Raw genomic sequence first — 24,129 nt, forward strand, 5'->3', positions numbered from 1 at the left:
CCTCCCCTGAAAAAATAATGTATCAAGCCAGCGTCATAGAACAGAGCAACTTTTGCTCATAATAATGTTAGCCTGAAATGCTTGTTTATGAAAGATTTTTTTCATCTTCATGTTCTGGGTAATAAAACATTTCCAGTTTAATCAGCAGAAAAAGTCAACTAGGTTTTTGTGAAAATTGAAAAAAATAAGAAAAAAAATAACACGATAAGTCGGAATTACATCAAATTATCATAAATTTTGATGTAGTCATTAAGCATTCTTTTATGGGAGTATCGTTTTTTCCCTTTTTGAAATCCACGATTGCCCATCTCCCTTGCCTGCCTGCTGTTTTTAAGCAGCATAATCACCTTTTCGGTAAATGTCTGTTTTTCATAAGGGGGAATAAGAATTCCATCCTCTCCATCTGAAATCTGCTCCAGAACACCGCCAACTGCATAGCTTACAGGCGCCAGTGCCTGAGCCATGGCCTCAAGTATTATCAACGGATGGTTGTCGCCAAGTGTCGGGTAGGCCAATACGTCGGCTGCTGCCAGAAATTTGGAAAGTGAGTGGCTGTCCACATAAGGAACTGAGATAAAGTCACCGTCTCTGCTGTTCTCATTCCCCCCGATGGCAAAGCAGAGTGCTTCGGGCACTGCCGCTTTGATTGCTGCCCAGTAGTTTTTCCATTGCGGACCGGATTTATAGGCGGCTTGAACACCTCCATGGGCTACAAAAAGCATTACCTTTGATGCCGGATGGATTCCCAGTTCCCGCCGTATTTGGGTTTTGTTTGCGGGAGCTTCCGGCCAAGGTATGCCGTTGGGGATAATTTTAGGCTTCAAAGCCGGGTCTGCCATACGGGCGAGCCTGCCCAGCCATCCTGACGGTGAAACAAGCACTGCCTTGGAGTTTATTATGGCTTCAATGCGCTCTTTGCGGACCCGTTCTGAGTTTGGAAAATTCCGCGGGCAGGTGCGGCATTTGTGTTCAAATTCCGGACAGTCGATGGGTGAAGCACAGCCACCGGTGATCATCTGGGTGTCATGAAGAGTAATTACTGTTTTGCAACTCTCAGGTATTGCATTCAGGAACCTCGTCGGGTCTTTTGAAGTGTGTAGGTGGACGATACTGTCTCCCGGTATTGCCTGCGCAGCAGCTTCCGGGAGGATCAGGTCCTCTCCTGATTTTTCCGAGGCTTCGAAGGAATGGGCTGAAAGTTTACCTTCATCGAGTAGGCCTTGATGCAGCAACAGGGCCACCCTTGCAGCACCACCGCTTCTTTTGAGGATGGTGTGGTGCACTACGGTCCGTTTCATCATACTTTTTCCAGAATGTCGTGTTTCAGGCTCCAAAGGATGTGGAACTGGGTTTCACGCTCGCTCATACCATTAACAAGGGTTTTAATTTTGTCTGCGAGAGCTGCTGCGCTTATCGGTTTACGGGCAAAGAAGGCCATCTTTCGGATTACTTGTTCCTTAAGAAATCTGTCCACTCCTTTGTACATAAGCGGGAATTCGCGTCCCTGATAGATCGCCATGCCGGTTGTTCCGGTTACCAGCTTTGTTTCCGGGCTCAGTGTTTCTGTAAGGTAGTGGGAAAAGGTTTCACCCATACGGACCTGAACGGGGTGAAGTATATCGCGCAAGGCTTCTTTGTCCACCGGAACAGTGTTCAATTCTTCCCAGAGGCTGATGTGCTGCTCAATTACTGTGGACCAGTTGAATTGCTCACGGACCCGGTTAGCGCCTGCAGCACCCATTTTGGATATCAATTGCGGATCGTTGATAAGTTTTTCCAGTCCGGAAGCGAGTTTCGGGGTATTAACGGCGGTCTGCTGGGCCATTAGCAGATGGTAGTGGTTGTCAAAGCAGAGCGGAGCCATGAGGTCCAGTTCCGGTGTGGCTTCCGGGCCGATAGTTTCAATGAGCAGCCCGGTTTCACCGTCAACCACCAGATCTTTGTATCCGTCGTAATCGGACGCAATTACCGGCAGGCCGGAGGCTCCTGCTTCCAGAACGGTGATGCCGAATGTCTCCTGTGGATTGTCGGAGATGGATACAAAAATATCTGCGGCCCGGTAGAGATCAATTTTTTTGGCTTCAGAAGGCCGACCTATGATAGACAGTTCCAGCCCCATGTTGCGGCCCAGCTGGGTCAGAGTTGCCGGAAAATCGTCTTCTTCGTCGACCCATCCTCCGAGAAGTACCCGCACTTTTTCCCGGTTCATGCCCGATGCGAAAAGTCTTTGCAGGGCTCGCAGCAGGGGCAGGATATCCATTTTGGAATGATGGGCGATGCGTCCGAAGACAAGAATATTGATACGTTCGTCTGATGTATCAATTCCGAGCCTGATTTTGGCTTGTGTCTTTAAATGCTCGTCCGGAGGTGCAAGCTGGCCGGGATTGATGCCCAGCGGAATTTTTCTGATTTGCGGTGTGGGGTGGGTTTCTTCACTCAGCCCCAGCCCTTCACGCAGATGTTTGAAATATTTTTCAACAACAACGATTCCAGTGCTGGAAGTGGTTACGATGCAGTCCCGCCCTGTGGTGCCCTTCCATAAATAATTGAGGAAGAATGAACCGTAGTTGCTGTAACTCAAGGAGTGGGTTGTTCCGGTTATGGGAAATATATTTCGGGCGTATTTGTTGCGGACCCGGGCCAGATGAGGCGGATAGTTAATGCAGTCAGACTGGTGGAAGCAAAAATAATCGCGGGACGCTATTTCGGCGGGCAGGTCCCGGCGGTCCATGAGTTTTATCCGCCCTGCGTCCATAATAGCCGGATAATTGGTTTGGAAAAAATTGCTCAGCCCCTGTCTGACCCCTTCTCCGGAAAGGAAGAAGTGATACTCATCAAACGGGTCCGCTTCGAGTAATCCGTTCAAGAAACCTGAGTTAGCTACTTTCCTGCCCAGAATGGGGCCGCTTTCGTAGAATGGGTCCAGACTCCCCCATATTCTTTGAGTTTTCATACGTTATTTCAAGCCACATTTGGCCCGCTCTTGTCAAAGGATTTATTTGCCGTGCAAGGCTCTGTGGGACTGACGGATTTCCGGCACTCTTTGCCGTTTTCATGTCTGCCGCAGGAAATTGCGTGTTGTGAAAATATTCTTCAAAATATTTATAACTCCTGATGTTTTTATGATAAATACCTGTTATAAAAGAATTTACTTTTAGGCATTGAGCCTCTTGTCTCTTGAGTATTTGTCTGTCGTTATCTTCTAAATATCTGGTGGCCCTTTTTTTGCAAAATACCGGGTGGAATATTGTTTCTGACAGCTAATCAAGGAGACCAGAAATGAAAAGAGGACACAGGCCTGAACTGCTTTGGGGGTTCGGTCTTAACAGTAACGAAGCCGGTAAAATCGAGGATTCCCTCGGTCCCGGATTCTTTTTGAGAAATTTTTCCGCGCGTTCACTGCCCGGTGAAAAGGAACTGAGTAATAATGAAAAGCCTGCCGCCACCTGGATTCCGCAAAGAGTCTGGGAGGAACTGCCTGAAGATAGGCGCATGGCCTATCGTAACCTTGAATCCACTCAGCGCATCCTGATTCAGGACGATAAGAACAACGCTGATCTGGAGCAGGTGCTTGAAGACGGTTTTCTGGCAGTCATCAGTTCTCCGCTGACCAGTTCCAAGGTGCAGGATGCTCTGTTCAGGGCCAAGGAAATTTCCGGCTTGTATGGTGACCTTTACCGTATGACCGAGGAAATTATTCTTGAACGGGAGCTGCTTTCCCGTAAAACCGAACAGCTCATGTTCTTAAACACCGTGCTTTCCAATGCCACTGAGCGACTTGAAGTTGCTGATATCCTTGGGCAGGCCGCTGAAGACCTCAAGATGCTCCTTCCTGTTTATTCGGTTCAGGGTGCTTTTTGGAATGTCCTGCCCACAGGAAAGCATATTGATGCAGAAATTTTCATCAATCCCGTTCAGGCCGAAAACGTCCAGTCCGAATGGATTGAGTTGATGATCGAAAATGTTGTTACCCTCAGCGGTATGGAAGTCTCAAGCTATAATATGTCCGAGACTGTACCTGTCGGCAGCAATCAGATGATCTACAGCCCCGGAGCCGGGAGGATTCTGGCTCTGCCGCTGATTGCCCGTGGCGAGAAGTTCGGTTGTCTGGTCATGCTTTGCGAGCGCAATGTCAGATTGGCCAAGGATCAGGTTGCTTCCCTCAATGCTGCGGTCAATCACCTCTCGCTTGCCTTGAGCAATGCCATCATGTTCAACAAGATCAAGACCCGCGCAAACCGTGACGGTCTTACCAGAGTCTACAACCGTCGCAGTTTTGATGAAAGACTGGTCGAGGAGTTCAAGCGTCATCAGCGTTTGAATACCGAACTTTCACTGCTCATGGTTGATCTGGACCATTTTAAGTCCGTGAACGACACATACGGTCATATGGCCGGGGATATGGTGCTTGAAAGAGTGGCCAGAATATTCGAGAAGACCTTTCGATCCACTGATTTTATCGCCCGTTACGGTGGAGAGGAATTTGTAATCCTGCTGCCCCATACCAGGGAAGATCAAGCTGAGATGCTTGCTGAGCGGATCAGGGCCAAGGTTGAATCCTGCACCATGACTTATCAGGATAAGAATTTTAACGTGACTGCCAGCATCGGTGTTTCATCCATCCGTCCGGGAAGTCTTGAAAAAGATACCGAGATTGTCCGTAAGGCAGATGAAGCTCTTTACGATGCGAAGATGCAGGGACGTAACCGGGTGGTTGTTTCCCCCATGCGTCCCAAGCTTAGAATTATGTAGTTTCTGAGGTTTCCTTCAGCCTATAGCTGTCAGGCTGAGTTAAGGGGTTCCGGTTGTCGGAGCCCCTTCTTTTTTGGGTAACCCAGTCAGAAAGTTACGAATTATACCTCTATCTCTGGTTGTTGTGTTATTTATATTTTCATTATACTTGAAAACTGAATGGCTTTTCAGTCTGATTTAAGCTAGGAGCATTGTCACAGGGTGTGAGAGCCCGTGTTTGTTAAGTTGCGGTGTTTTTCTTGAATGCGAATTCAATGGAATGTCCGTACAGGAGCTTGATATGAATGAATTATTATGGCTTGGCTTTGCGGTCATGGACCTAAGTCTTGTTCTTATTATTTATAGATTTTTCGGTAAGATAGGCTTGTTTGGTTTAATCGTATTCAACCTGATCCTTTGTAATATTCAGGTTTTGAAGACTATTGAACTGTTCGGGATGACCACCACTCTGGGCAATATCCTTTATGCCAGCGTTTTTCTTTCCACTGATATGCTCAGCGAGTTTTATGGCAAAAAAGAAGCCAAGAAAGCTGTTTATCTGGGATTTGTGGTGCTGGTCATGGCTGTTGTTTATATGCAGCTGGCCCTCATGTTTACTCCGGCTGCGGATGATTTTGCTCAGCCTCATCTTGAAGCCATTTTCGGATTCCTGCCCCGTATTGCGCTCGGCAGCATGGCCGCTTATATTGTTTCTCAGCTTAATGATGTTTATATCTTTCACCTGCTGAAGGACAAAATGGGAGAGCGCCATCTCTGGTTGCGTAACAATGCTTCCACCTTGCTCAGTCAGTTCCTTGATTCGTCCGTATTCTGCCTAGTGGCCCTGTGGGGGCTCTTTCCTTTTGAGGTATGGGTGGAAATCCTTTTTACTACCTATCTTTTTAAGGTTATAGTAGCGATTATGGATACACCGTTTCTGTATATGGCCCGCCGGCTGCATTCCCGTGTGTCCGAAGTCTGATAGTCTGTTCTTGACTGGGCAATTGCCTTTAAGATTCGAATTCTAATTTTGCAAAAATACGAGGTTGCCAATGAGTAAAATGTTTGGAAAATCCGTTCCTTTTTATAAGATGCAGGGCTGCGGCAATGATTTCGTAATTATCGATAACCGTGAACTGGGTGTACCTGTTGAGAAGATGTCTCTTTGGGCAGAGAAACTTTGCCAGCGTGCTTTCGGTGTTTACGCCGACGGCCTTTTTTTTATTGAAAATGCACCTGAAGGTTCCGGTCTTGATTTTGTCTGGCAATTTTACAATTCTGATGGCTCAAGGGCAGAAATGTGCGGCAATGCATCCCGTTGCGCCGGAAGGCTGGCCCATGCGCTGGGTATTGCCGAAGAGCAGCACGTTTTCGGATCTGATGCCGGTCCTATTAAGGTGCAGGTTTTTCCTGAGCTTGAGGAAGTTAAGGTTCAGCTTACCCCGCCTGAAGGTCTGGTAGTGAAACAGACTCTTGAGATTGACGGCGAAGAATACGAGTACCATTTTGCCAACACCGGCGTTCCGCATGTTGTGGTTCAGGTTGCTGATGTTGAAGAAGTTGACGTTAAGAAAATCGGAGCGGCATTCCGTTACCACGAGGTTTTTGCTCCTGCCGGGACCAACGTGAACTTCGTGCAGATCGACGATAATGACAGCCTTATTGTGCGCACCTATGAAAGGGGCGTAGAAGATGAAACATATGCTTGCGGAACCGGAGTCAGTGCAGTGCAGGTTACCCTCTATGAACAGGGTCTGACTGATGCTGCTGTGCGTGTCCGTACTTCCGGCGGTGAAATCCTCAAGGTTATCATCGAAGAAGGCAATGTCTTTTTGCAGGGCGGAGCAGAGCTCACTTTTTCAGGTGAAGTTTATCTCGAATCCCTGGGAATTGAATAGCGTTACAGGTTAGAAATTTGTGAGGAGGGCACTGCATTTTTGCGGTGTCCTTTTTTACTATTCTGAAAAACATACCTGAAAAGAATAAAATCCAATATAGCCGAAATCAGTTCTTGCATGGGATGAGTATTCCTTGTATAGCCTTCTTTTCGCGCCAGTAATGATTTGCTGGATAATGGACTTTCTTGTTTTTCAGTAAAATTTATTGGTTTGTGAGAAAAAACAGAAGAGATGTTTTAGCTCACTTTTGTTAATAGCTTGAAATTAAAGCATTAAATGTATATATATTATTGCATAATAAACTGGCACGATTTTGGCTTAGTTTGAAAGTAATAATGATTGCAAAATAATGAACTAAGGGAGAGATAAAATGGCAAATAATGAACTTACCAAGCTTTTACAGGACGTTGTACTCAAAAACGACAAACCTGCACGTGATGTTGCAAATGAAATCAACAAGCCTTACCCCACCCTTCTTCGTGAAATTAACCCCGAAGATAAAGGTGCTAAAGTAGGCGTTGAAGAACTGATCCCCATCATGAAGGCTACCGGCAGCATTCGCCCCCTGACCAGGCTTGCAAACATCATGGGTTACGTACTCGTTCCCATGGATATCAATCCTGAAGATCCTGATGAAGCTAACTACATGGCTCTCGATCTCATGGACGGTTTCGGTCGTTACTCCAAGGCTCTTAAAAGTGCCCTGCAGGCTGATCCTTCCGATGAACTGGTAGATTCCGTAGAACAGGAAGGCTTTGAAGCAATCACCGCTATCCTGACCATGGTTCACTACCTGCGTAAAAGATCTGAAGAAGAAAAAGCAAAGAACGCACCCCGTCTAGCTCAGGTCAGCTAGCAGACGGCAGATAAAGTTCCATCAAAAAAAATCCCCGCCAGTTGATATTGGCGGGGATTTTTTTGTTCAGCACTCAGACGGTGCTTGAAAAAAGATTAGCAGTTATGAACGTCCTTATTGATGTAGAAGCAGAGGTCGAAGAGGTTGTTGACCATCTGGTCCACGAGATGGTCCTGCTCCGGGCAGGGGGGCTGAGTGTTCACTGTTTTATTGATGATTTTTGCAAATAATACCGAAACAAGTTCATCGTCTTTGTGGCTCCAATACTTGGTAGCAGACGCAGCTTTGTTATCAAATCCGTGATAATACATACACTCCTCCGTGAGTGGGGACATCCGGCGGGCAGAAATTCACCTGCCGGTTCATACTTTTGCTATCGGCAGGCTGCGGCAATCACTTTACATGAGTTAAATATATTTTTGCAAATACCTGCAAAATGCCTGCGGTCATTGATTTAATCATATAAAATAAATACAAGGGAGGGGTAGGTGTCACAGCACCTGTCTCCTGATATGATGGAATTCATGTAATCTTGTAATAAAAGGTGCCGCCGTCTTAGCGAATGGCTGTGCCGGGATGTATCCGATGCGTTTTTCCCTCAGAAGAAAGATAATCGCCATTGCCTGCGGAGCCGCAATTATTCCCATTGTGGCTATGTTTATCATTACCGATATCCTTGAAGATCGGTTGCAGGATTGTATGAAGGGTGAGGTTCGGTCCCTTATCGAATCCCATGTTTCGCAGATGACTGCCGACCTTTTTGAGGAATGTCGTACTTCAGATCAATTGCTTACTGTTGAAACAGAAAGAGCGGCCATGGCTTTGCAGTCCCTGATGGATGATGAAGGCAGTATTCAAGTCTTGAAAAGGGTTTCGGATTGGCCTGTGAACAACCATCGTAATGATTTAGATGAGTTGACAGTCCCGGTGCTGACATTGGGGGGCACGGAATTTACCTATTCAAAACGTAAAGGGAAGCCGTTGCCCATGCTGGTGGAGGCAACCCGTATTTCCGGTGCTTATTGCACAATTTTTCAAAGATTGAATCCCGAAGGGGATATGCTGGTGGTGGATACCACCGCTCCTGCCGGGGATTTTAACTGGAAGCTTGGCGATATTTTCTATTCACTGGGTGACGACGGACGGGTTGTTACGGCCATTGATGATGTCCTTTCCGGCCGCAAGGCCCAAAATTATGAAGCGATGGATCATGGCTCACGTTTTACCATCTATATCCCTTTGCGGGATCAGGATGGCTATGTGACCGGTATGATGGCAGTCTACATGGATGATGATATTTTGCAGGTCCTACGCAATTCCATGCTTAAAACTTCTATCGGCAAGACCGGATATATCTGGGTTATCGGCACCAAAGGAGAGAGCCGGGGACGCTATATTGTTTCCAATTCTCCCCAGAACGACGGGATGCATGTAGATGAGGTCAGCGGCAATAAAGGCTTCGTGCAGGAGATATTGAATCAGGCTATTGAAGCCGGGGAAGGTAAGCTCAGCAGTAAAAGCTATGTCTGGAAAAGCGGACCGGATGATGAGGGTCGGGATAAGCTTTCAGTCTTTACTTATTTCAAGCCTTGGGGATGGGTTATCGGTGCCGGGGTGTATCTTGATGAGTATCAGGGTATAACCACCCGTTTGACCGGAGTCCTTGATTATCTGGTGGAGTGGCTGAGTATTACCGGCATGGTACTGCTGGTCATAACCCTCATTGTTTCTTTCTATGCCAGCGGACTGATCGCTGAGCCGCTCAGCCATATGGTGGAGCTGGTCAAGGTTATTGCTTCCGGTGACCTGCATAAGGCGCGTGAAACCATTGCCGTCGTAGATGAATCCTGCCCCAATGCCCGTAAGGCGGTACGGCATGCCGAAAATCCTGAACTTCTTGATGAGACCGGGCAGCTTTATCTTGCAGTTAAAGGGATGGTTGATGTTCTTTTTTCCCTTATCGGACAGGTACAGCGTTCTGGTATTCAGGTAACCACTTCCTCCACGGAGATTGCGGCTTCTGCACGCCAGTTGGAAGTGACCGTTAACCAGCAGGCAGCTGCAACCACTCAAATCAGTGCCACCAGTGCCGAGATTTCAGCCAATTCCGGTGAGCTTGCCGGAGCGATGCATCATGTTAATGAGGCCGCTTCAAGTATGGACAATCTTGCCTCTGAAGGTCAGGACGGTCTCAAGACCATGATCAGGATTATGGACGACCTGAGTTCCGCAACCATGACTATTACCGGCAAGCTGGATGAAATCAATGACCGGGCCAATGCCATTGAGGGTATCGTTAATACCATCACCAAGGTTGCGGACCGCACCAACCTTCTTTCCCTTAACGCTGCCATTGAAGCGGAAAAGGCCGGAAAATTCGGTCAGGGCTTTTCCGTTGTTGCGGCCGAGATCAGGCGTCTAGCAGATCAGACTTCTGTGGCCGCCCTTGAGATTGAGGATATGATCAGCAACATGCGCAGTTCCGTCGATTCCGGTGTGGATGAGATGGAAAAATTTGCTTCGGATGTCCGTTTCGGTGCTGAAAAGGCTGGTAAGCTGGGTAAGAAACTGGAAGGCATTATGACCGGGGTCCGTGAACTCAATCCCAGAATTGAACAGGTCAATGACGGTATGACCGCACAGGCCGAAGGTGCAGGTCAGATCAGTGAAGCCATGGCCCAGCTTTCTGAAACAGCTTCCGATACTTCCGATGCCCTTTCAGAATTCAACAGGGCGACATCGCAGCTCAATGAAGCGGTGCAGGGCTTGCGTAGTGAAGTTGCGCGCTTCAAGGTGAGTGAATAGACATGCTGGTGCTCACATTCAGGATCGGTGAATACGTATACGGGCTGGAAGCTCGTTCCGTGGCAGAGGTGGTTCCGCCCACTGTCTGCAAGGAGCTGCCCCGCTCTCCGGATTACGTAAAGGGACTTTTCAATTACCGGGGTATGGTTACCCCGGTGGTGGATCTGTCCATGCTGGCAATGGATAGGCCTTGTATTTCGCGTATGTCCACCCGGATTGTCATCATTGATCTTGCCGATCTTGATGCCGGTGCGGAGCGGGGTAAGCAATATCTTGGTCTGCTGGCAGAAAATATTACCGAGACCTTGAAGATTGCTGATTCTGATTTTGAGGACTCCGGGCTGGAAATACCCGATGCTCCATGGCTTGGGAGGGTGGCACGGATTAATGATTGTATGCTGCAATTGCTCAAGCCGCGCAAGCTGTTGACCGAGGAATTGCGGCATGTGCTTTTCCCGAAAGATGATCAGGGACTGGTTCAGGAGTAAGGGATGAATGTTGAGCCGTTCCTGAAGATACTCAACCGGGCCATGGGCTTAGCCCCGGATTCCTTGTCCCGTTCAGGTATAGAGCTGGCTGTCAGGGTGCGTATGCGGGAGACCGGCAGCAGTGAAGTTTCCTATCTCAGCCTGTTGCGTACCAGTGATGAGGAATTGGCCGAACTGGTTGAGGAAATAGTGGTTCCGGAAACATGGTTTTTCAGGGATAGCAAGCCTTTTGAACTGCTCTTTGAAACAGTTGCCGGACGCAGTGATGATTTTCGGGTGCTCAGTGCACCTTGTTCCACCGGTGAGGAACCCTATTCCATAGCCATGACTCTCATGGGTGCCGGGCTGAAAAGTTTTCGGGTCGATGGGGTCGATATCAGTGAGAGGGCCCTACTCAAGGCAAGAGAGGGTATTTATGGAGATAATTCATTTCGTACTGAACTGCCCATTTATGCCCAACGGTGGTTCCGTAAATGTGAACAAGGCCGAATGCTCGCCCCGGAGATCAGGAGTTCGGTAAATTTTCATGCCGGTAATATTCTTGGCGGCTGCCTGCCCAGTGGAAGATATGATGTTGTTTTTTGTCGTAACTTGCTGATTTATCTTGATGATAATTCAAGACGATGCTTGGCGGCATTGTTGAATGATAAGTTGAAGGATGACGGTTTGCTCTTTGTGGGCCATGCCGAGATTCTTCCGGTATTTAATGACTGGTTCACCCCGGTCAGGAAGCAGGGGGCATTTGCCTTGCGCAAGGGTAAGCGTATGGTTGCTGCACTGCTTAAACAGCCGGTCTGTCCGCAACAGGAGTGTTCCCCGAAGACTTTGTCAGGCTCTGGGACATCGCTGGCGCAAAAAACATTCATACCGGCACCGTCCTTTAAGTCTCCGAAAAAGGCCCACGGGGAAGTTAAGGCTGCTGATCTTGCTGAAATAGTAATGGAAAAGGCTGAAAGTGAGGCTCCGCCAGCCAGCTCTTCTATTGAAGAGATTAAAGTCCTCGCGGATCGTGGCCGCACGACAGAGGCTTTGAGCATGTGTAATGAATTACTCAAGCAGGCGGGACCGGAGCCGGAATTGTTTCATCTTTGCGGTCTGCTGCATGAGGCCGGGGGTAATATTTCAATGGCTGAGGAATTTTACGGTAAGGCCCTGTATCTTGAGCCGGATCATATGGAATCGCTGGTGCACCTCGCTCTGTTGCTGGAAAACCGGGGTGATTTGCGTAAGGCCGAGATCATGCGTAACAGGGCCCGTCGGGTAGAAAAAAGGAATGAGGCCTGATAATGCTTGAATCCTGCTGGAATACAATAGGTTATGCCGGAGACAGGTCCTGTCCGGAACTGGAGCGTTGGAGCCATTGCTATCATTGTCCACATTTTACCCGTGCGGGGCTTTCCCTGCTGGACCGGGAACCGCCCGAAGGCTATCTGGCCGAGAATACTGAAGCCGTAGCTATTGCCAAGGAAGAGGATCAGATTGAAACTGCCGGGGCAGTGGTATTCAGAATTTCCCGTGAATGGCTCGCCCTTTCTTCACATGTTTTTGTTTCAGTTCTGGAAGAGCGCATTGTACGTCCTGTTCCCCATCGCAACAGCAGGATGTTTCGTGGGTTGACCAGTCTTCAGGGCCAGATCATTCCGGTGGTGTCAGTGCGCGAACTTCTTGGGCTTGAAGAAGAATATCTGACTGAAGAAGAAAAAGGGTTCCGGGTATATAGCAGGTTTATCTGCGTGGACCGCGGTTTCGGACGCTGGATTTTTGCAGTGGATGAAGTGTTCGGAGTCCACCACTATTCTCCTGATGCACTTATGGATGCCCCGGCTACCGTGGCTAAGGCCCCTGCAGCTTATACCCGCGGTCTGTTTGAAATAGATGATAAACGAATTTCACTGCTGGAAGATGAGCTTCTTTTCGAGGCTTTTAACCGCATTATCAAGTAGGGCGGAAATCAATGAGCAACAGCCGGACAGGGAGAAGATAAAGTGACGCGAGATATGGCGGATCTTTCCATGCTGGAACTCTTTCGCATGGAGGCGGGTAACCATACCCGGGTGCTGGAAGAAGGCCTCCCCGGTCTGGCTGACGATGTCTCTCCGGAAAAATTACAGCCGCTGATTCATGCTGCCCATGCCTTGAAAGGTTCGGGTAAGATTGTGGGATTGGCTGATGCTGTGCAGCTTTCGCAGGCTATGGAAAGCGTGCTGGATAGATGTTCCGGCTCCGGGGCTACCCTTTCCGGGCAGGCTGTTGATGCATTGCTGGCCGGAACCCGTTTTCTGCATTCTCTTGCTGAAGTTGAGGCAGAGGGAATGGACGGCTGGCTGGAGGAAAGGTCAGGAGAGTTTAAAGAACTGCTCGCACGTCTTGAGTCTGTTGATTCTAATCCTTCTGCAGAGACTGCAACAGAAACTGATGTTCAAATCGAAGAACAAGAAGAGCAGGTAGAAGAGCCGCAAATTAATTCAGAAGAAATTGTTGAATCCGCTCCCGTACAGTCCGCCGCTCCGGTCGAGAAGGAGATACCCCTGGCAGACCTTTCCATGCTTGATCTTTTCCGCATGGAGGCCGAGAGCCATTCCCAAGCCCTTAATGCAGGACTATTGGAACTGGAAAAGGATCAGGCTCCTGACAAGGTGGAGCCACTCATGCGCGCGGCCCATTCCATGAAAGGTGCGGCCCGTATTGTAGGCTTGACCGATGCCGTGGCTCTTGCCCATGCCATGGAAGACCTGCTTGTCTCCTGCCAGAAGGGGGAGATAGTTCTCGACTCAGGCCAGATTGATCTGCTGTTGGCATCTACGGATATTTATCGTGATGTTTCGCAGCTTGAGACAGATGCCATTCAATCCTTTTTGAGTGAACGCAAGCCGCTCATGGATCAGATGGAAAAGGCCTTGCGCGGGGATGAGGAAGCGGCACTCAAAGTCTGCTCCGAAGTCTGCCCGCAGGGAATTCCTTCATCAATCGCCGAACCTATCCCCGAGCATGCGAAGGAAGTAATAGAAGCTTTTCCGGAGCAGGGTGAGTACAAGCAGGCAGCTCCGGTTCCGGCTAAAGAAGTTCCTTCGGCCACAGAGATTCCTGCTCCTGCGCAGGGAATGCGTGCTCCTGAGGATTCAGTGGTCCGTGTTTCCGCCGGGAACCTCAACAGGCTCATGGCCCTCGCCGGGGAAAGTCTCGTTGAGTCAGGCAGACTGGGTGAGTTCGCCTCTTCACTTCTGCGAATTAAAGGCGGACACCGGGATTTGATGAAGATTCTTGAAGAGTCCTGTGAGCGCGTGAGGCATGGCGAAATTGCTGAAGATGTGGTTGGCGATATAAAGGCGGCAGTGAATGACTGTCAGGTCATGCTGGTTAAGCATATCAATGAATTCGATCTTTATCGCAGACGCAATGACAATGTTTCCGGCAGGCTCTATCATGAGGTAATTGCCAGCCGCATGCGTCCTTTTTCCGACGGCGGACTCGGTTTTCCCCGCTTGGTCCGTGATCTGGCCCGTTCGCTGGGTAAGGAAGTGGATTTTATCATCGAAGGTGAAACAACTTCCGTGGATCGCGATATTCTTGAAAAATTGGAAGCCCCCCTCAATCATCTGATCAGGAATGCGGTTGATCACGGTATTGAGATGCCTGATGATCGTGTTTCTGCCGGTAAGCCTTCCGCCGGGACCGTTAAGATAATTGCCGGGCATCGGGCCGGAATGCTTTTTATTGAGGTCCGTGATGACGGTCAGGGTTTGGATCCGGAACGGATCAGAGCCAAGGTGGTGGAGCGCAAGCTGGCCCCGGCGCGTATGGCTGAGGAAATGAGCCGCGCTGAATTGATGGAATTTTTATTTTTACCCGGTTTTTCCACTGCCGGAAAAGTCACAGAGATATCCGGGCGTGGAGTCGGTCTGGACGTGGTTCATGCCATGGTTCAGGAGGTCGGCGGTACTGTGCGCGCCGATTCAGAGCCCGGACAGGGTATGTCTTTTTCCATGCAGCTTCCGCTGACTCTTTCCGTTATCCGCACTTTGCTGGTGAAAATTGCCGGCCAGCCTTATGCTATTCCCCTTAGCCGCATCAGCCGCATTGCTTCGATTTTCCCGGAACAGCTCAAGCTGGCCGAGGACCGCCAGTATGTCTCGCTGGACGGAGCCAATGTGGGTTTGGTGCCTGCGGCTCAGATTTTGGGTGTGCAATCGGCTCCACTTGAGCGTGACGGTCTTATGGTGGTTGTTATCAGCGACCGTATGAATAAATACGGGCTGGTGGTGGATGATTTCCTCGGTGAGCAGGACCTTGTAGTCCGTCCGCTGGACCACCGTCTGGGCAAGGTTCCGGATGTGAACTCAGTGGCTATGATGCCTGACGGCTCCCCGGTGCTTATCCTTGATGCCGAGGACCTTGTGCGTTCCATTGACAATCTCCTTTCCGGCGGCAGGCTGGGCAAGGTAGGGCTGGGATCCGCAGAAAGCGGGCCTGTACAGAAGATTCTGGTGGTGGATGATTCGCTTACTGTGCGTGAAGTGGAACGCAAGCTTCTGGTTAACCACGGCTATGAAGTGGATACGGCGGTTGACGGTCAGGATGGTCTTAACGCCGTAATTTCAGGTAACTATGATCTCGTAGTTACAGATGTGGACATGCCGCGTATGAATGGTCTGGAACTGACCAGCAGGATCAAGAGTGACCCGGACCTCAAGTCCATTCCGGTAATGATGGTTTCGTACAAGGATCGCAAGGAAGATAAGCTCCGCGGGCTTGAAGCGGGGGCGGATTATTATTTAACGAAGAGCAGTTTTCATGATGAGACCTTGCTTTCGGCAGTTGAAGACCTCATAGGCGGTGCAGGAAAATGAGAATTGGTATTGTAAATGATCAGGCGTCAGCAGTTGATGTACTTAAAAAAGTGACTGTGGATGCCGGGCACGAAGTTGCATGGATAGCCCATAATGGTGAAAAAGCGGTGGAAAAGTGCTGTGCAGATGTCCCGGACCTTGTATTCATGGACCTGGTTATGCCGGTGCTGGACGGCTCCGGGGCTACAAAGGAGATTATGCAGAGATGCCCCTGTCCGATTCTGATTGTTACATCCAGCATTGAAGATAATTCCACTAAGGTCTTTGAAGCTATGGGAGCTGGCGCGCTTGATGTGGTTTCCACTCCCCGTCAGGAAAATGGTTCCATAGCAGGCGAAAACGAACTTCTCGCCAAGATTTCAGTAATCGGCAAGTTGCATGGCAACAAGCACGAGAAGGCGGCTCCTAAGTCTGCACCGCAAGTGAGGATGGTACCGCCGCTGCTGGCAATTGGCAGTTCCACCGGAGGACCGTCTGCTCTGGCGACCCTGCTCGGGGCTTTGCCTGAAGATTTCCCGGCAGCCATAGCCATTGCTCAGCATGTGGACGGAAATTTTTCTGAAAATCTTGCCCAGTGGCTGGACAGCCAGACCGGGTTGAAGGTTGAGCTTGCCCGCAGCGGCATGCTCATGCAGGCCGGAAAGGTGGTAATTGCACCCGGTGACCGGCATATGCGCATGGGGCCGGGAGGCATTGTGGAATTGTCACGTGGGGCCGGTGAAAATATTTATGTGCCCTCGGTGGATATCCTTTTTGAAAGCCTCTGCTGTGCCGGATTCCCGTCCAATTCAGCGGCGGTCCTGCTTACTGGGATGGGCGCAGATGGGGCAAGGGGCATGTGTGATCTCAGGAATTCCGGTTGGATGACCGTGGCGCAGGACAAGGAGTCCAGCGTTGTCTGGGGCATGCCCGGTGCGGCGGTGAAGATGGGTGCGGCAAGAGAGATTTGTTCCATCGGGGATATGGCCGGTTTGCTGGTAAGGCATTTTAAAAAACGTTTCAGGAGTTAAGGATGACCGAAGTTAAAGAGCAATTGCTCACCGAACATAAGATCAATGTCCTACTCATTGATGACCAGCCCATGGTGGGGGAGGCTGTTCGTCGTATGCTCGCTGGCGAGGATGACATTGATTTCCACTTTGTGAGTGACCCGACCAAGGCCATCCCCACTGCTGAGGAGCTGCAGCCGACAGTAATTCTGCAGGACCTTGTCATGCCGGAAATTGACGGTATGACCATGGTCAAGTTCATGCGGGTAAATTCCAAGCTCAAGGATATCCCCCTCATCGTGCTTTCCACCAAGGAAGAGCCGACCACCAAGGCTGAGGCTTTTGCTCTCGGGGCCAATGATTATCTGGTCAAGCTGCCGGACCGCATTGAGTTGCTGGCCCGTATCCGCTACCACTCCAAAGGTTACATCAACCTTTTGCAGAGGAATGAGGCTTACGAGCAGTTGCGAGAAAGCAGGGATGAGATGCGCAAGGAACTGGCTGTTGCCGCCGACTACGTTACCTCGCTGCTTCCTGATCCGCTTAAAGAAGGAGATATTCAAGCAGACTGGCGATTTATACCTTCTGCATCATTGGGGGGTGATTCCTTCGGCTATCACTGGCTGGATGATGACCATTTTGCCATGTATCTGCTTGATGTCTGTGATCACGGGGTCGGCTCCGCCTTACTCTCTGTTTCAGCCATGAACGTGCTTCGTTCCCAAACCCTGCCGGATACGGATTTTCTCAAGCCGGACGAGGTTCTGGAAGCTTTGAATGATTCTTTCCAGATGGATCAGCAGAACAATCTTTATTTTACCATGTGGTACGGTGTTTACCGCAAATCCGACCGGACCCTGACTTATTCCAGCGGCGGACATCCTCCGGCATTGCTCATTGCTGGCGGTGAGGCAAAGCAGCTGCGTACTCCGGGGATGATTGTAGGCGGCATGCCGGATATGACCTACACCAGTGAGTCTGTAACCGTTGAACCGGGCGCGCGCTTTTTTCTCTACAGCGATGGCGTTTATGAGCTTAAAAAGGTTTCCGACGGAAAGATGTGGGAGTTCGATGAATTTGCCGGATTCATGAAAGATACTGCCGGGGAGCTCGGCAAGCCGATCGACCAGCTGATAGCTTATACCCGTGAACTGCAGGGTGGAGAGCTTTATGAAGATGATTTTTCCATGGTGGAGTTTGTCTTTGCCTAAAGGGTTCCGTAATTAATCGGGAATTAAAGAGGACTGATAATGAGTATCCGCAAACAGTTCATAGCCGGATGTGTGGTTTTCAGCATAGCTTTGACCGTGTCCATAATGTGGTTGGTGTCAGATTATGCCCGTGAGACACTGATGGACCAGTTCCGGTCCAAGGCCGAAATCATGCTCCATACCATGAAGGCAGTGCGAAAGCATACCGGGGCGGTGATCCGTCCCAAGGCTACTGAAGTTCTGCCTGAAAACATGTTTGTGCCAGAGTTGCAGTCCACCTCTTTCACCGCCAACGGAGTCTTCGGGCGTATTCCTGATCTTTACAGGCACGAGTTGCTTTTCAAGACTGCATCCACCAAGCCCCGCAACCCGGACAATCTGGCTACGACTGATGAGGCAAGCATTATTGAGGAGCTTGATGCTATGGCCCGGGCCGGTAAAAGGCCGTTCATCGAGGAGATCCGTAATATCAATGGTATTGAGTCCTTCATTGTGGCTGAAGGGGAGGCCAACAAGCCTGACTGCATGGAGTGTCATGGCGATCCCAAAGACGCTCCCCAGTCCATGAAAAACAGATATCCGGTTAAAAATGATATGGGCTACTACCGTAAGCCGGGACGTATTGAATGTGCCATGATTTCATCCATCCCTTTGGCTGCTATGACCGCTGCATCCAATCAGGCTCTAGGAACAGTTGTCTTTATGGGCTGCATTTTCATTGCTGTAACCCTCGGTTTTCTTCTCTTTGGATTGAACCTTATTTTCAGCCCGGTTTCCCGCATAACCGACATTGCCAAAGATATTGCCTCCGGGGATTTGAATAGAGCCAGTGTCTCTATCCGCAAGATGAAGAATATGGCTGAAGGTAAATTTTTTGCGGGCAGGATCATTCGTTCGGGCAATGAAATCGGTAATCTGGTTACTTCTTTTGAGACTATGATTTCAGGTTTGTCAGAACTGATCGGAGAAGTTCAGTCTTCGGGTGATAATGTTTCTGTGGCCGGAAATAAGATCAGGTCTACAGCTGAGCATATTGATTCGGCGGTAAACAGGCAGGCAGCTTCCACCAATGAGGTAACTGCAACCAGTCGCCTGATCAGTAAGACTTCCAAGGAATTGGTGGAAGTGATGGCTGATGTTGCCAATAGCGCCAGCGAATCTGCCCACATGGCCGAGGCCCTGCAGGGCAATATCGAACGGCGCGAGAAATCCTTGATCAGGCTTGTTAATTCAACTGACAGTGTTGCTTCACGCTTGGCAGCTATTGATGAAAAGGCCAGCAGGATCAACCATATCGTGACAACTATCGCCAGAATCGCCGACCAGACAAACCTGCTCTCCCTCAATGCAGCCATTGAAGCGGAAAAAGCAGGACAGTTCGGTCAGGGATTTTCCGTGGTTGCCCGTGAAATGCGCAGGCTGGCAGATCAGACGGTTATTGCCGCTGAAGATATCGAGCTCATGGTCAGGGATATGCAAACCGCGGTCAGCTCCGGAGTCATGGAGATGGAGACTTTTAATCATGAAGTCCGCTCCAGTGTTGATGAAGTGGAGCAGATGAGTACCGATCTTGGTCAGATTGTGGAGCAGGTCCGGGTACTTAAACCCCGTTTCGTAGATGTCTCCCGCTCCATGGGCGATCAGGCTGACAGTGCGAAGCAGATCAGTGATGCCATGTCGGATTTAAGTGACTCTGCTGCCGGAACCACTGAATATCTTGAGGATTTCAAGCGAACCGTGGCTAGTTTGAATTATACCGTTCAGAGTTTGACCGGTGCGGTTGACGGTTTCCAGACTGTTGAAGATGATTTCTTCAAAGCTACGGATGAAAAAGAAGGCACAACCAAGGCAGAAACCGAACCGAATTCGGATAATTAACATAGTTGTAACGACTCCGTCTTAATTCGTACCATTGTTACAGGTAAGGTCCGACCAAAAGGAGAAAAACGTGTCAGTTGAGAAAATACTGGTTGTTGAAGACCATAATGATACTATTGAATTGTTGAAGTACAACCTTACCTCTTCCGGTTACGAGGTTGTAACCGCCATGGACGGTCACAAAGCCCTTGATCAGGCTAGAAATGAAAACCCGGACCTGATCCTGCTGGATCTCATGCTGCCCGGTATTGACGGGCTTGAAGTCTGCCGCAGGCTTAAGCAGGAAGCAGGTACCCAGCATATCCCGGTGATAATGCTCACAGCCAAGGGAGAGGAAGTGGATCGGGTTGTAGGGCTTGAACTCGGTGTGGACGATTATATCGTCAAACCGTTCAGCCCCCGTGAACTTGTTCTCAGGGTCAAGGCCGTATTGCGCCGCAGTACTGAACTGCCAGAGACCCGCCGTCCCGGAAAATGGAGCCGTGAAGGTCTTTCCGTGGATTTTGAAGCCCACACCGTAGAATGTGACGGTGATCTTGTGGCGTTGACTGCTACCGAGTTCAAGCTCTTTTCCGAACTCCTGCAGCACGAAGGCAAGGTGCGCACCCGTGACCACCTGCTGGATACTGTCTGGGATACCCATTTTGAGGGTTACTCCAGAACAGTGGATACCCATATCCGCAGGCTGCGCCAGAAGCTCGGACCCTACGCAGATTACATAGAGACTGTGCGTGGTGTAGGCTACCGTTTCAAGCATTCCTAAGGCTGTCTTAATCAAACCGCATCAATGGATAAACTTGCTCCCGGAATTTCCGGGGGGCTTTGTTGCGTCCTTAAAGCAATCCTGACCTGATTGTCACTTTTAGGCGTTGATTTCATGTTAAGTTGTCAGCGTATTTATTAACATTCTGACTTTAAAATCAATTATGAACAGCGACTTGAAATTTTCAATCAAGAGCAAGCTCTTTATCGCAGTGTGTCTGACTGCTGCTATCTGCGTCAGTCTGCCGCTGGGATTTGCCTATCATCTGCTGAGGGCGGACCTGATGCTGGATTCACAGGACAGCGTGCGCGAAAAAATGGAGCTGGCCAGACGGATCTATAGAAAGAGTGACGGTGCCGGAGTGCAGAGCCGGGTTGATGCGGTGTCCGGCATGCTGGGAACAGAGGTCGGTTATATTTCCGTCGACGGTAAAAACTCCGTACAGCCCTCATGGGCTGTCGGGGATTCCATTTCATTGAATGATGCTCAAATCAGGAATGCGGAAGGCAGTCAGCCCGGTTTGCAGTTGCAGGAAGATCCTCTGGACGGCAAGGAGTTCATGCTGGGTGCTGTCAAAGTCGCCCAAGGTTTGGAGTCTCCCGCCGGTTATCTGGTAATTAAGGAATTTCTGCACGGGCCTGAAGAAAGAATGGGCATGATCCTTAAAGTGTTTTTCTGGGCACTGCCCATTGTGGCACTGGTTTGTTACGGGGTTATCCGTTTTGTGACCATGCAGCTCAGTTCGTCGGTGGAGTCCATGGTCAGGACTGCCGAGGCCGTAGGGCAGGGAAACTATAAGCGCAGGATCAGGACCTTTCCGGACAAGGAGTTCATTCCGCTTGCAAATTCTATCAATTGGATGGCTGCACGTATTGATGAGCATGTCAGCACCATTACCGGACAGAGGAACAAAATTCAGGCTGTGTTTAACGGTATGTGGGATGGGGTTATGGTTCTGGACGGCAGCTGTCGTATCCAGAGTGTGAACCGGGCCTTAGAAGAAATTTTTCCCGGTATTCAGAATGGGTTGGACCGCACCCCTCTGGAAATTATCCCCAGTCCTGATCTTTATGATGCATGCAGGGAAGTGGTTGGCCCGGAAGGGCCGGAGGCCACAACAGTACAGGTGGTCCTGCCTAATGGTCGGGTTTACGATGTGAATATCGTCCGCTCTCCGCATACTTCAGAGCCGGGACAGGGACCGGGAGTGATTGCCGTATTTCATGACATAAGTGAAATTAAACGTTTGGAGACTGTGCGTCAGGATTTCGTAGCCAACGTGTCCCACGAATTGCGCACACCGCTTACGTCTGTAAAAGGTTATGCTGAGACCCTGCTTTCCGATCCTCCGCCACCGGAATCGATACAGAAGAATTTTCTGGCAACTATTGAGAAGAATGCCAACCACATGTGCAAGATTGTTGATGACCTGCTTAACCTCTCAAGGCTCGAAAGCGGGCACGAAAAGGTTGAGCTTAAGCCTATTGATCCCACAGATGCATTGCGTGAAGCATGGGAGGCCTGTTCCGGTCTGGCCGAAAAAAGAAAGGTCGATCTCAAGCGCAGTTTTGAAAAAGGTGATTTCACTGTAATGGCTGATTCCGGTCAGCTCATGCAGTTGTTCAGGAATTTACTGGAGAACGGTATCAAATACGGGCCGGAGGAGAATCCGGTTATTGTTGAACACCGTGTAGAAGGTGATCGTTTGCAGCTTGCGGTAATTGATTCCGGTCCGGGTATTCCCGCAGCGGATCAGCCGCGCATCTTTGAGCGGTTTTATTCCGTGGAAAAATTCAGGCGTAATGAGTTCGGGTCTACCGGACTCGGACTCGCTATTTCACGGCACATCGTTTCCAATCACGGCGGAGAAATATTCGTGCAATGCCCTCCTGACGGTCATAGACAAGGCACAGCCTTTGTTTTCTCCCTGCCTCTTATGCAAGCTGCTAATTGATGCGCTATCACGCTTTTGGTTTTGCAGCATTATATTGGTGACAATGCGAACAGAGAAAGGGTAGATTTCGTGCAAACTTAGGGAGGTCCGGTTTGAACGAAAAATCCAAGGCTGTTCTTCTCATGGCTGCCACGGCCCTGATCTGGAGTTCCGGTGGGCTTGCTATCAAGCTGGTGGACTGGAACCCCATGGCTATTACCGGGGTGCGCAGTGCTTTGGCCGCCTTGACGCTCGCAATGCTGTTCCGGGGCCGTTTGAAATTCGGATTTTCACTTGTACAGTTGGGAGCGGCGGCAGGGTATGCCGGACTGCTGATCACCAACGTTGCCGCCACCAAACTGACCACCTCCGCCAATGCCATTCTGCTGGCCTACACTGCTCCGGTCTATGTGGCGTTGCTCGCCCCATGGTTCCTCAAAGAGAGAACCAGTCGCAGCGATTGGATTTTCATAGCTGTCACCGTTGGCGGGATGGTTTTATTCTTCCTTGATAAGCTTTCTCCCAGTGGACTTTGGGGTAACATTATCGCCGTAGTCACCGGTATTTCCTACGCTATATTCACCCTTTGCATGAGAGCCCAGAAATCTTCCTCCCCGCTGGAATCAGTGATTATGGGGCATCTGCTAACCGCGTGTTGTGGCTTGCCTTTCATGTTCAGCGCTATCCCCTCAGCTGAAAGCTGGATGGGGCTTATCTATCTGGGCATTTTTCAACAGGGTATATCCCTCGCACTATACACATGGGCTATCAAGCGTCTTGGTGCACTGGAAGCAATCCTGATCATGACCCTCGAGCCGATCTTCAATCCGATTCTGGTAGCTGTCGGCTACGGCGAGATTCCCGGGAAATGGGCCATCATTGGCGGGATGGTGGTGATTTTGTCGGTTACGATGCGCGGGGTGTGGCCGTTACTAAAAAAGAACCCCGGTAGTTAAAACTTCCGGGGTCTCTATTTAAATCGCTTTCTTGCTCTTAAGCAGCGGTTTCTTGATGCCGTACTTGGCGAGCACTTTTTTCATTGCAGTGGTGGAATCCGGCGTTCCGGTATGGCGGACAAAAACACGGTACCATGTACGGGTGCCGCTCTTTCCGGACTCAACATAAGATTCGAGTCCGTTGGAGATGAGCTTGTTGGCAAAGCCCTGTGCTCGTGCATTATCACCGAAGGATGCAGCCTGATACACATAGATGTACTGCGGCTGATCCACTTCCACGGGATTATCTATTTCCACCGGAGGTTCCGGTTCGGCCTGCTTAACTTCAGCAGCCTTTGCCGTCACTTGAGCTTCTGCTTTGGGGGCAGGCTGTTCTGTTTTAGCCGGTTCAGCCTCTTTTGCCGGAGAGGCTTTGGTTTCGGCTTTGACTGCTTCCTTCTTCGGCTCTTCTTTTTGTACTTCAGGCGTTACAGCAGGTTCAGGCTTTTTCTTGAGCTGGTCAATGTATTCCAGTTCTTCGGGCTTGAGCACTCCGCCTTTCACTTCCCCGGAAGCATTGCTCTGGCTGGGCAGCATCATGGCGATTTCGGGTACATCCTTTTCAGGCTGGTAACCCCGACCCAGGAGAATCCCCAGCACAAAGAAGGCGCACAAGGCTGCAACAGCCCCGGCACACAGCCCGATTACTTCGGGCATGGTGAAGGTAAAGGTGAATGTCTTTTCCTGAGCGGGAGCGGTCTTCTTTTTTCTGGGTGCAGCCATTTGGAACTCCGG

At 49.8% G+C, this 24,129-nt stretch carries 19 protein-coding genes; 15 read left to right on the plus strand and 4 right to left on the minus strand.

Annotation, left to right across the window (positions count from 1 at the left end):
* Positions 1 to 215: 215 nt before the first annotated feature.
* Together ACKU40_RS16155 and ACKU40_RS16160 are read right to left on the minus strand one after the other, a co-directional pair.
* Positions 216 to 1,301 carry a glycosyltransferase gene (locus ACKU40_RS16155; RefSeq protein ID WP_320173814.1) on the minus strand — a complete coding sequence of 362 codons (1,086 nt, stop codon included), beginning with the start codon at positions 1,299 to 1,301 and terminating at the stop codon, positions 216 to 218.
* Positions 1,298 to 2,953, minus strand: a complete 1,656-nt coding sequence (locus ACKU40_RS16160; RefSeq protein WP_320173815.1) for a glycosyltransferase family 4 protein — start codon at positions 2,951 to 2,953, stop codon at positions 1,298 to 1,300. Before ACKU40_RS16160 ends, ACKU40_RS16155 begins: the two co-directional genes overlap by 4 nt.
* A 326-nt stretch (positions 2,954 to 3,279) precedes the next feature.
* On the opposite strand from ACKU40_RS16160, the gene ACKU40_RS16165 reads away from it, so the two are divergent.
* The 4 genes from ACKU40_RS16165 (at position 3,280) to ACKU40_RS16180 (ending at position 7,485) form a co-directional block, all read left to right on the plus strand.
* The gene (locus ACKU40_RS16165; RefSeq protein ID WP_320173816.1) at positions 3,280 to 4,752 is read left to right on the plus strand and encodes a GGDEF domain-containing protein; all 1,473 of its coding nucleotides are present in this window, start codon (positions 3,280 to 3,282) and stop codon (positions 4,750 to 4,752) included.
* A gap of 280 nt (positions 4,753 to 5,032) precedes the next feature.
* Positions 5,033 to 5,713 (plus strand): queuosine precursor transporter, encoded by a 681-nt coding sequence (locus tag ACKU40_RS16170; protein WP_320173817.1) that lies wholly within the window; start codon positions 5,033 to 5,035, stop codon positions 5,711 to 5,713.
* A gap of 70 nt (positions 5,714 to 5,783) precedes the next feature.
* Positions 5,784 to 6,629 carry a diaminopimelate epimerase gene (dapF, locus tag ACKU40_RS16175; RefSeq protein ID WP_320173818.1) on the plus strand — a complete coding sequence of 282 codons (846 nt, stop codon included), beginning with the start codon at positions 5,784 to 5,786 and terminating at the stop codon, positions 6,627 to 6,629.
* Between the two features lie 370 nt (positions 6,630 to 6,999).
* Positions 7,000 to 7,485 (plus strand): phage regulatory CII family protein, encoded by a 486-nt coding sequence (locus ACKU40_RS16180; protein ID WP_015853567.1) that lies wholly within the window; start codon positions 7,000 to 7,002, stop codon positions 7,483 to 7,485.
* Positions 7,486 to 7,580: 95 nt separating this feature from the next.
* Here ACKU40_RS16180 and ACKU40_RS16185 read toward each other — a convergent pair whose 3' ends face one another.
* The gene (locus ACKU40_RS16185) at positions 7,581 to 7,796 is read right to left on the minus strand and encodes a hypothetical protein (protein WP_320173819.1); all 216 of its coding nucleotides are present in this window, start codon (positions 7,794 to 7,796) and stop codon (positions 7,581 to 7,583) included.
* Between the two features lie 274 nt (positions 7,797 to 8,070).
* On the opposite strand from ACKU40_RS16185, the gene ACKU40_RS16190 reads away from it, so the two are divergent.
* The 11 genes from ACKU40_RS16190 to ACKU40_RS16240 all read left to right on the plus strand — a co-directional run bounded on the left by ACKU40_RS16190 (position 8,071) and on the right by ACKU40_RS16240 (position 23,355).
* Entirely contained in the window at positions 8,071 to 10,290 is a 2,220-nt protein-coding gene (locus tag ACKU40_RS16190; protein WP_320173820.1) for a methyl-accepting chemotaxis protein, read from the plus strand.
* 2 nt (positions 10,291 to 10,292) lie between these two features.
* A complete protein-coding gene (locus ACKU40_RS16195) occupies positions 10,293 to 10,778 on the plus strand; it encodes a chemotaxis protein CheW (protein ID WP_320173821.1) in 486 nt (161 codons plus the stop codon).
* A gap of 3 nt (positions 10,779 to 10,781) precedes the next feature.
* Positions 10,782 to 12,062: a CheR family methyltransferase gene (locus tag ACKU40_RS16200; RefSeq protein WP_320173822.1), complete on the plus strand. Its 1,281-nt coding sequence runs from the start codon at positions 10,782 to 10,784 to the stop codon at positions 12,060 to 12,062.
* 2 nt (positions 12,063 to 12,064) lie between these two features.
* Positions 12,065 to 12,721 carry a chemotaxis protein CheW gene (locus ACKU40_RS16205; protein WP_320173823.1) on the plus strand — a complete coding sequence of 219 codons (657 nt, stop codon included), beginning with the start codon at positions 12,065 to 12,067 and terminating at the stop codon, positions 12,719 to 12,721.
* Positions 12,722 to 12,763: 42 nt separating this feature from the next.
* Entirely contained in the window at positions 12,764 to 15,625 is a 2,862-nt protein-coding gene (locus tag ACKU40_RS16210) for a response regulator (RefSeq protein ID WP_320173824.1), read from the plus strand.
* Positions 15,622 to 16,635 (plus strand): chemotaxis response regulator protein-glutamate methylesterase, encoded by a 1,014-nt coding sequence (locus tag ACKU40_RS16215; RefSeq protein ID WP_320173825.1) that lies wholly within the window; start codon positions 15,622 to 15,624, stop codon positions 16,633 to 16,635. The genes ACKU40_RS16210 and ACKU40_RS16215 overlap by 4 nt, the downstream gene beginning before the upstream one ends.
* Positions 16,636 to 16,637: 2 nt before the next feature.
* Positions 16,638 to 17,825 (plus strand): SpoIIE family protein phosphatase, encoded by a 1,188-nt coding sequence (locus tag ACKU40_RS16220; protein ID WP_320173826.1) that lies wholly within the window; start codon positions 16,638 to 16,640, stop codon positions 17,823 to 17,825.
* 39 nt (positions 17,826 to 17,864) lie between these two features.
* Positions 17,865 to 19,703 (plus strand): methyl-accepting chemotaxis protein, encoded by a 1,839-nt coding sequence (locus tag ACKU40_RS16225; RefSeq protein WP_320173827.1) that lies wholly within the window; start codon positions 17,865 to 17,867, stop codon positions 19,701 to 19,703.
* A 70-nt stretch (positions 19,704 to 19,773) separates the two neighbouring features.
* The gene (locus ACKU40_RS16230) at positions 19,774 to 20,466 is read left to right on the plus strand and encodes a response regulator (protein WP_320173828.1); all 693 of its coding nucleotides are present in this window, start codon (positions 19,774 to 19,776) and stop codon (positions 20,464 to 20,466) included.
* 175 nt (positions 20,467 to 20,641) lie between these two features.
* On the plus strand, positions 20,642 to 22,420 hold the full coding sequence (locus ACKU40_RS16235) for an ATP-binding protein (RefSeq protein ID WP_320173829.1): 1,779 nt from the start codon (positions 20,642 to 20,644) through the stop codon (positions 22,418 to 22,420).
* Between the two features lie 92 nt (positions 22,421 to 22,512).
* Entirely contained in the window at positions 22,513 to 23,355 is an 843-nt protein-coding gene (locus ACKU40_RS16240; RefSeq protein WP_320173830.1) for a DMT family transporter, read from the plus strand.
* An 18-nt stretch (positions 23,356 to 23,373) separates the two neighbouring features.
* On the opposite strand, the gene ACKU40_RS16245 is transcribed toward ACKU40_RS16240, so the two are convergent.
* Complete coding sequence (locus ACKU40_RS16245) at positions 23,374 to 24,117, minus strand: SPOR domain-containing protein (protein WP_320173831.1); 744 nt, start codon at positions 24,115 to 24,117, stop codon at positions 23,374 to 23,376.
* Positions 24,118 to 24,129 lie beyond the last annotated feature (12 nt).

This window comes from Maridesulfovibrio sp. (assembly GCF_963666665.1).
Taxonomy (GTDB): Bacteria; Desulfobacterota; Desulfovibrionia; order Desulfovibrionales; family Desulfovibrionaceae; genus Maridesulfovibrio.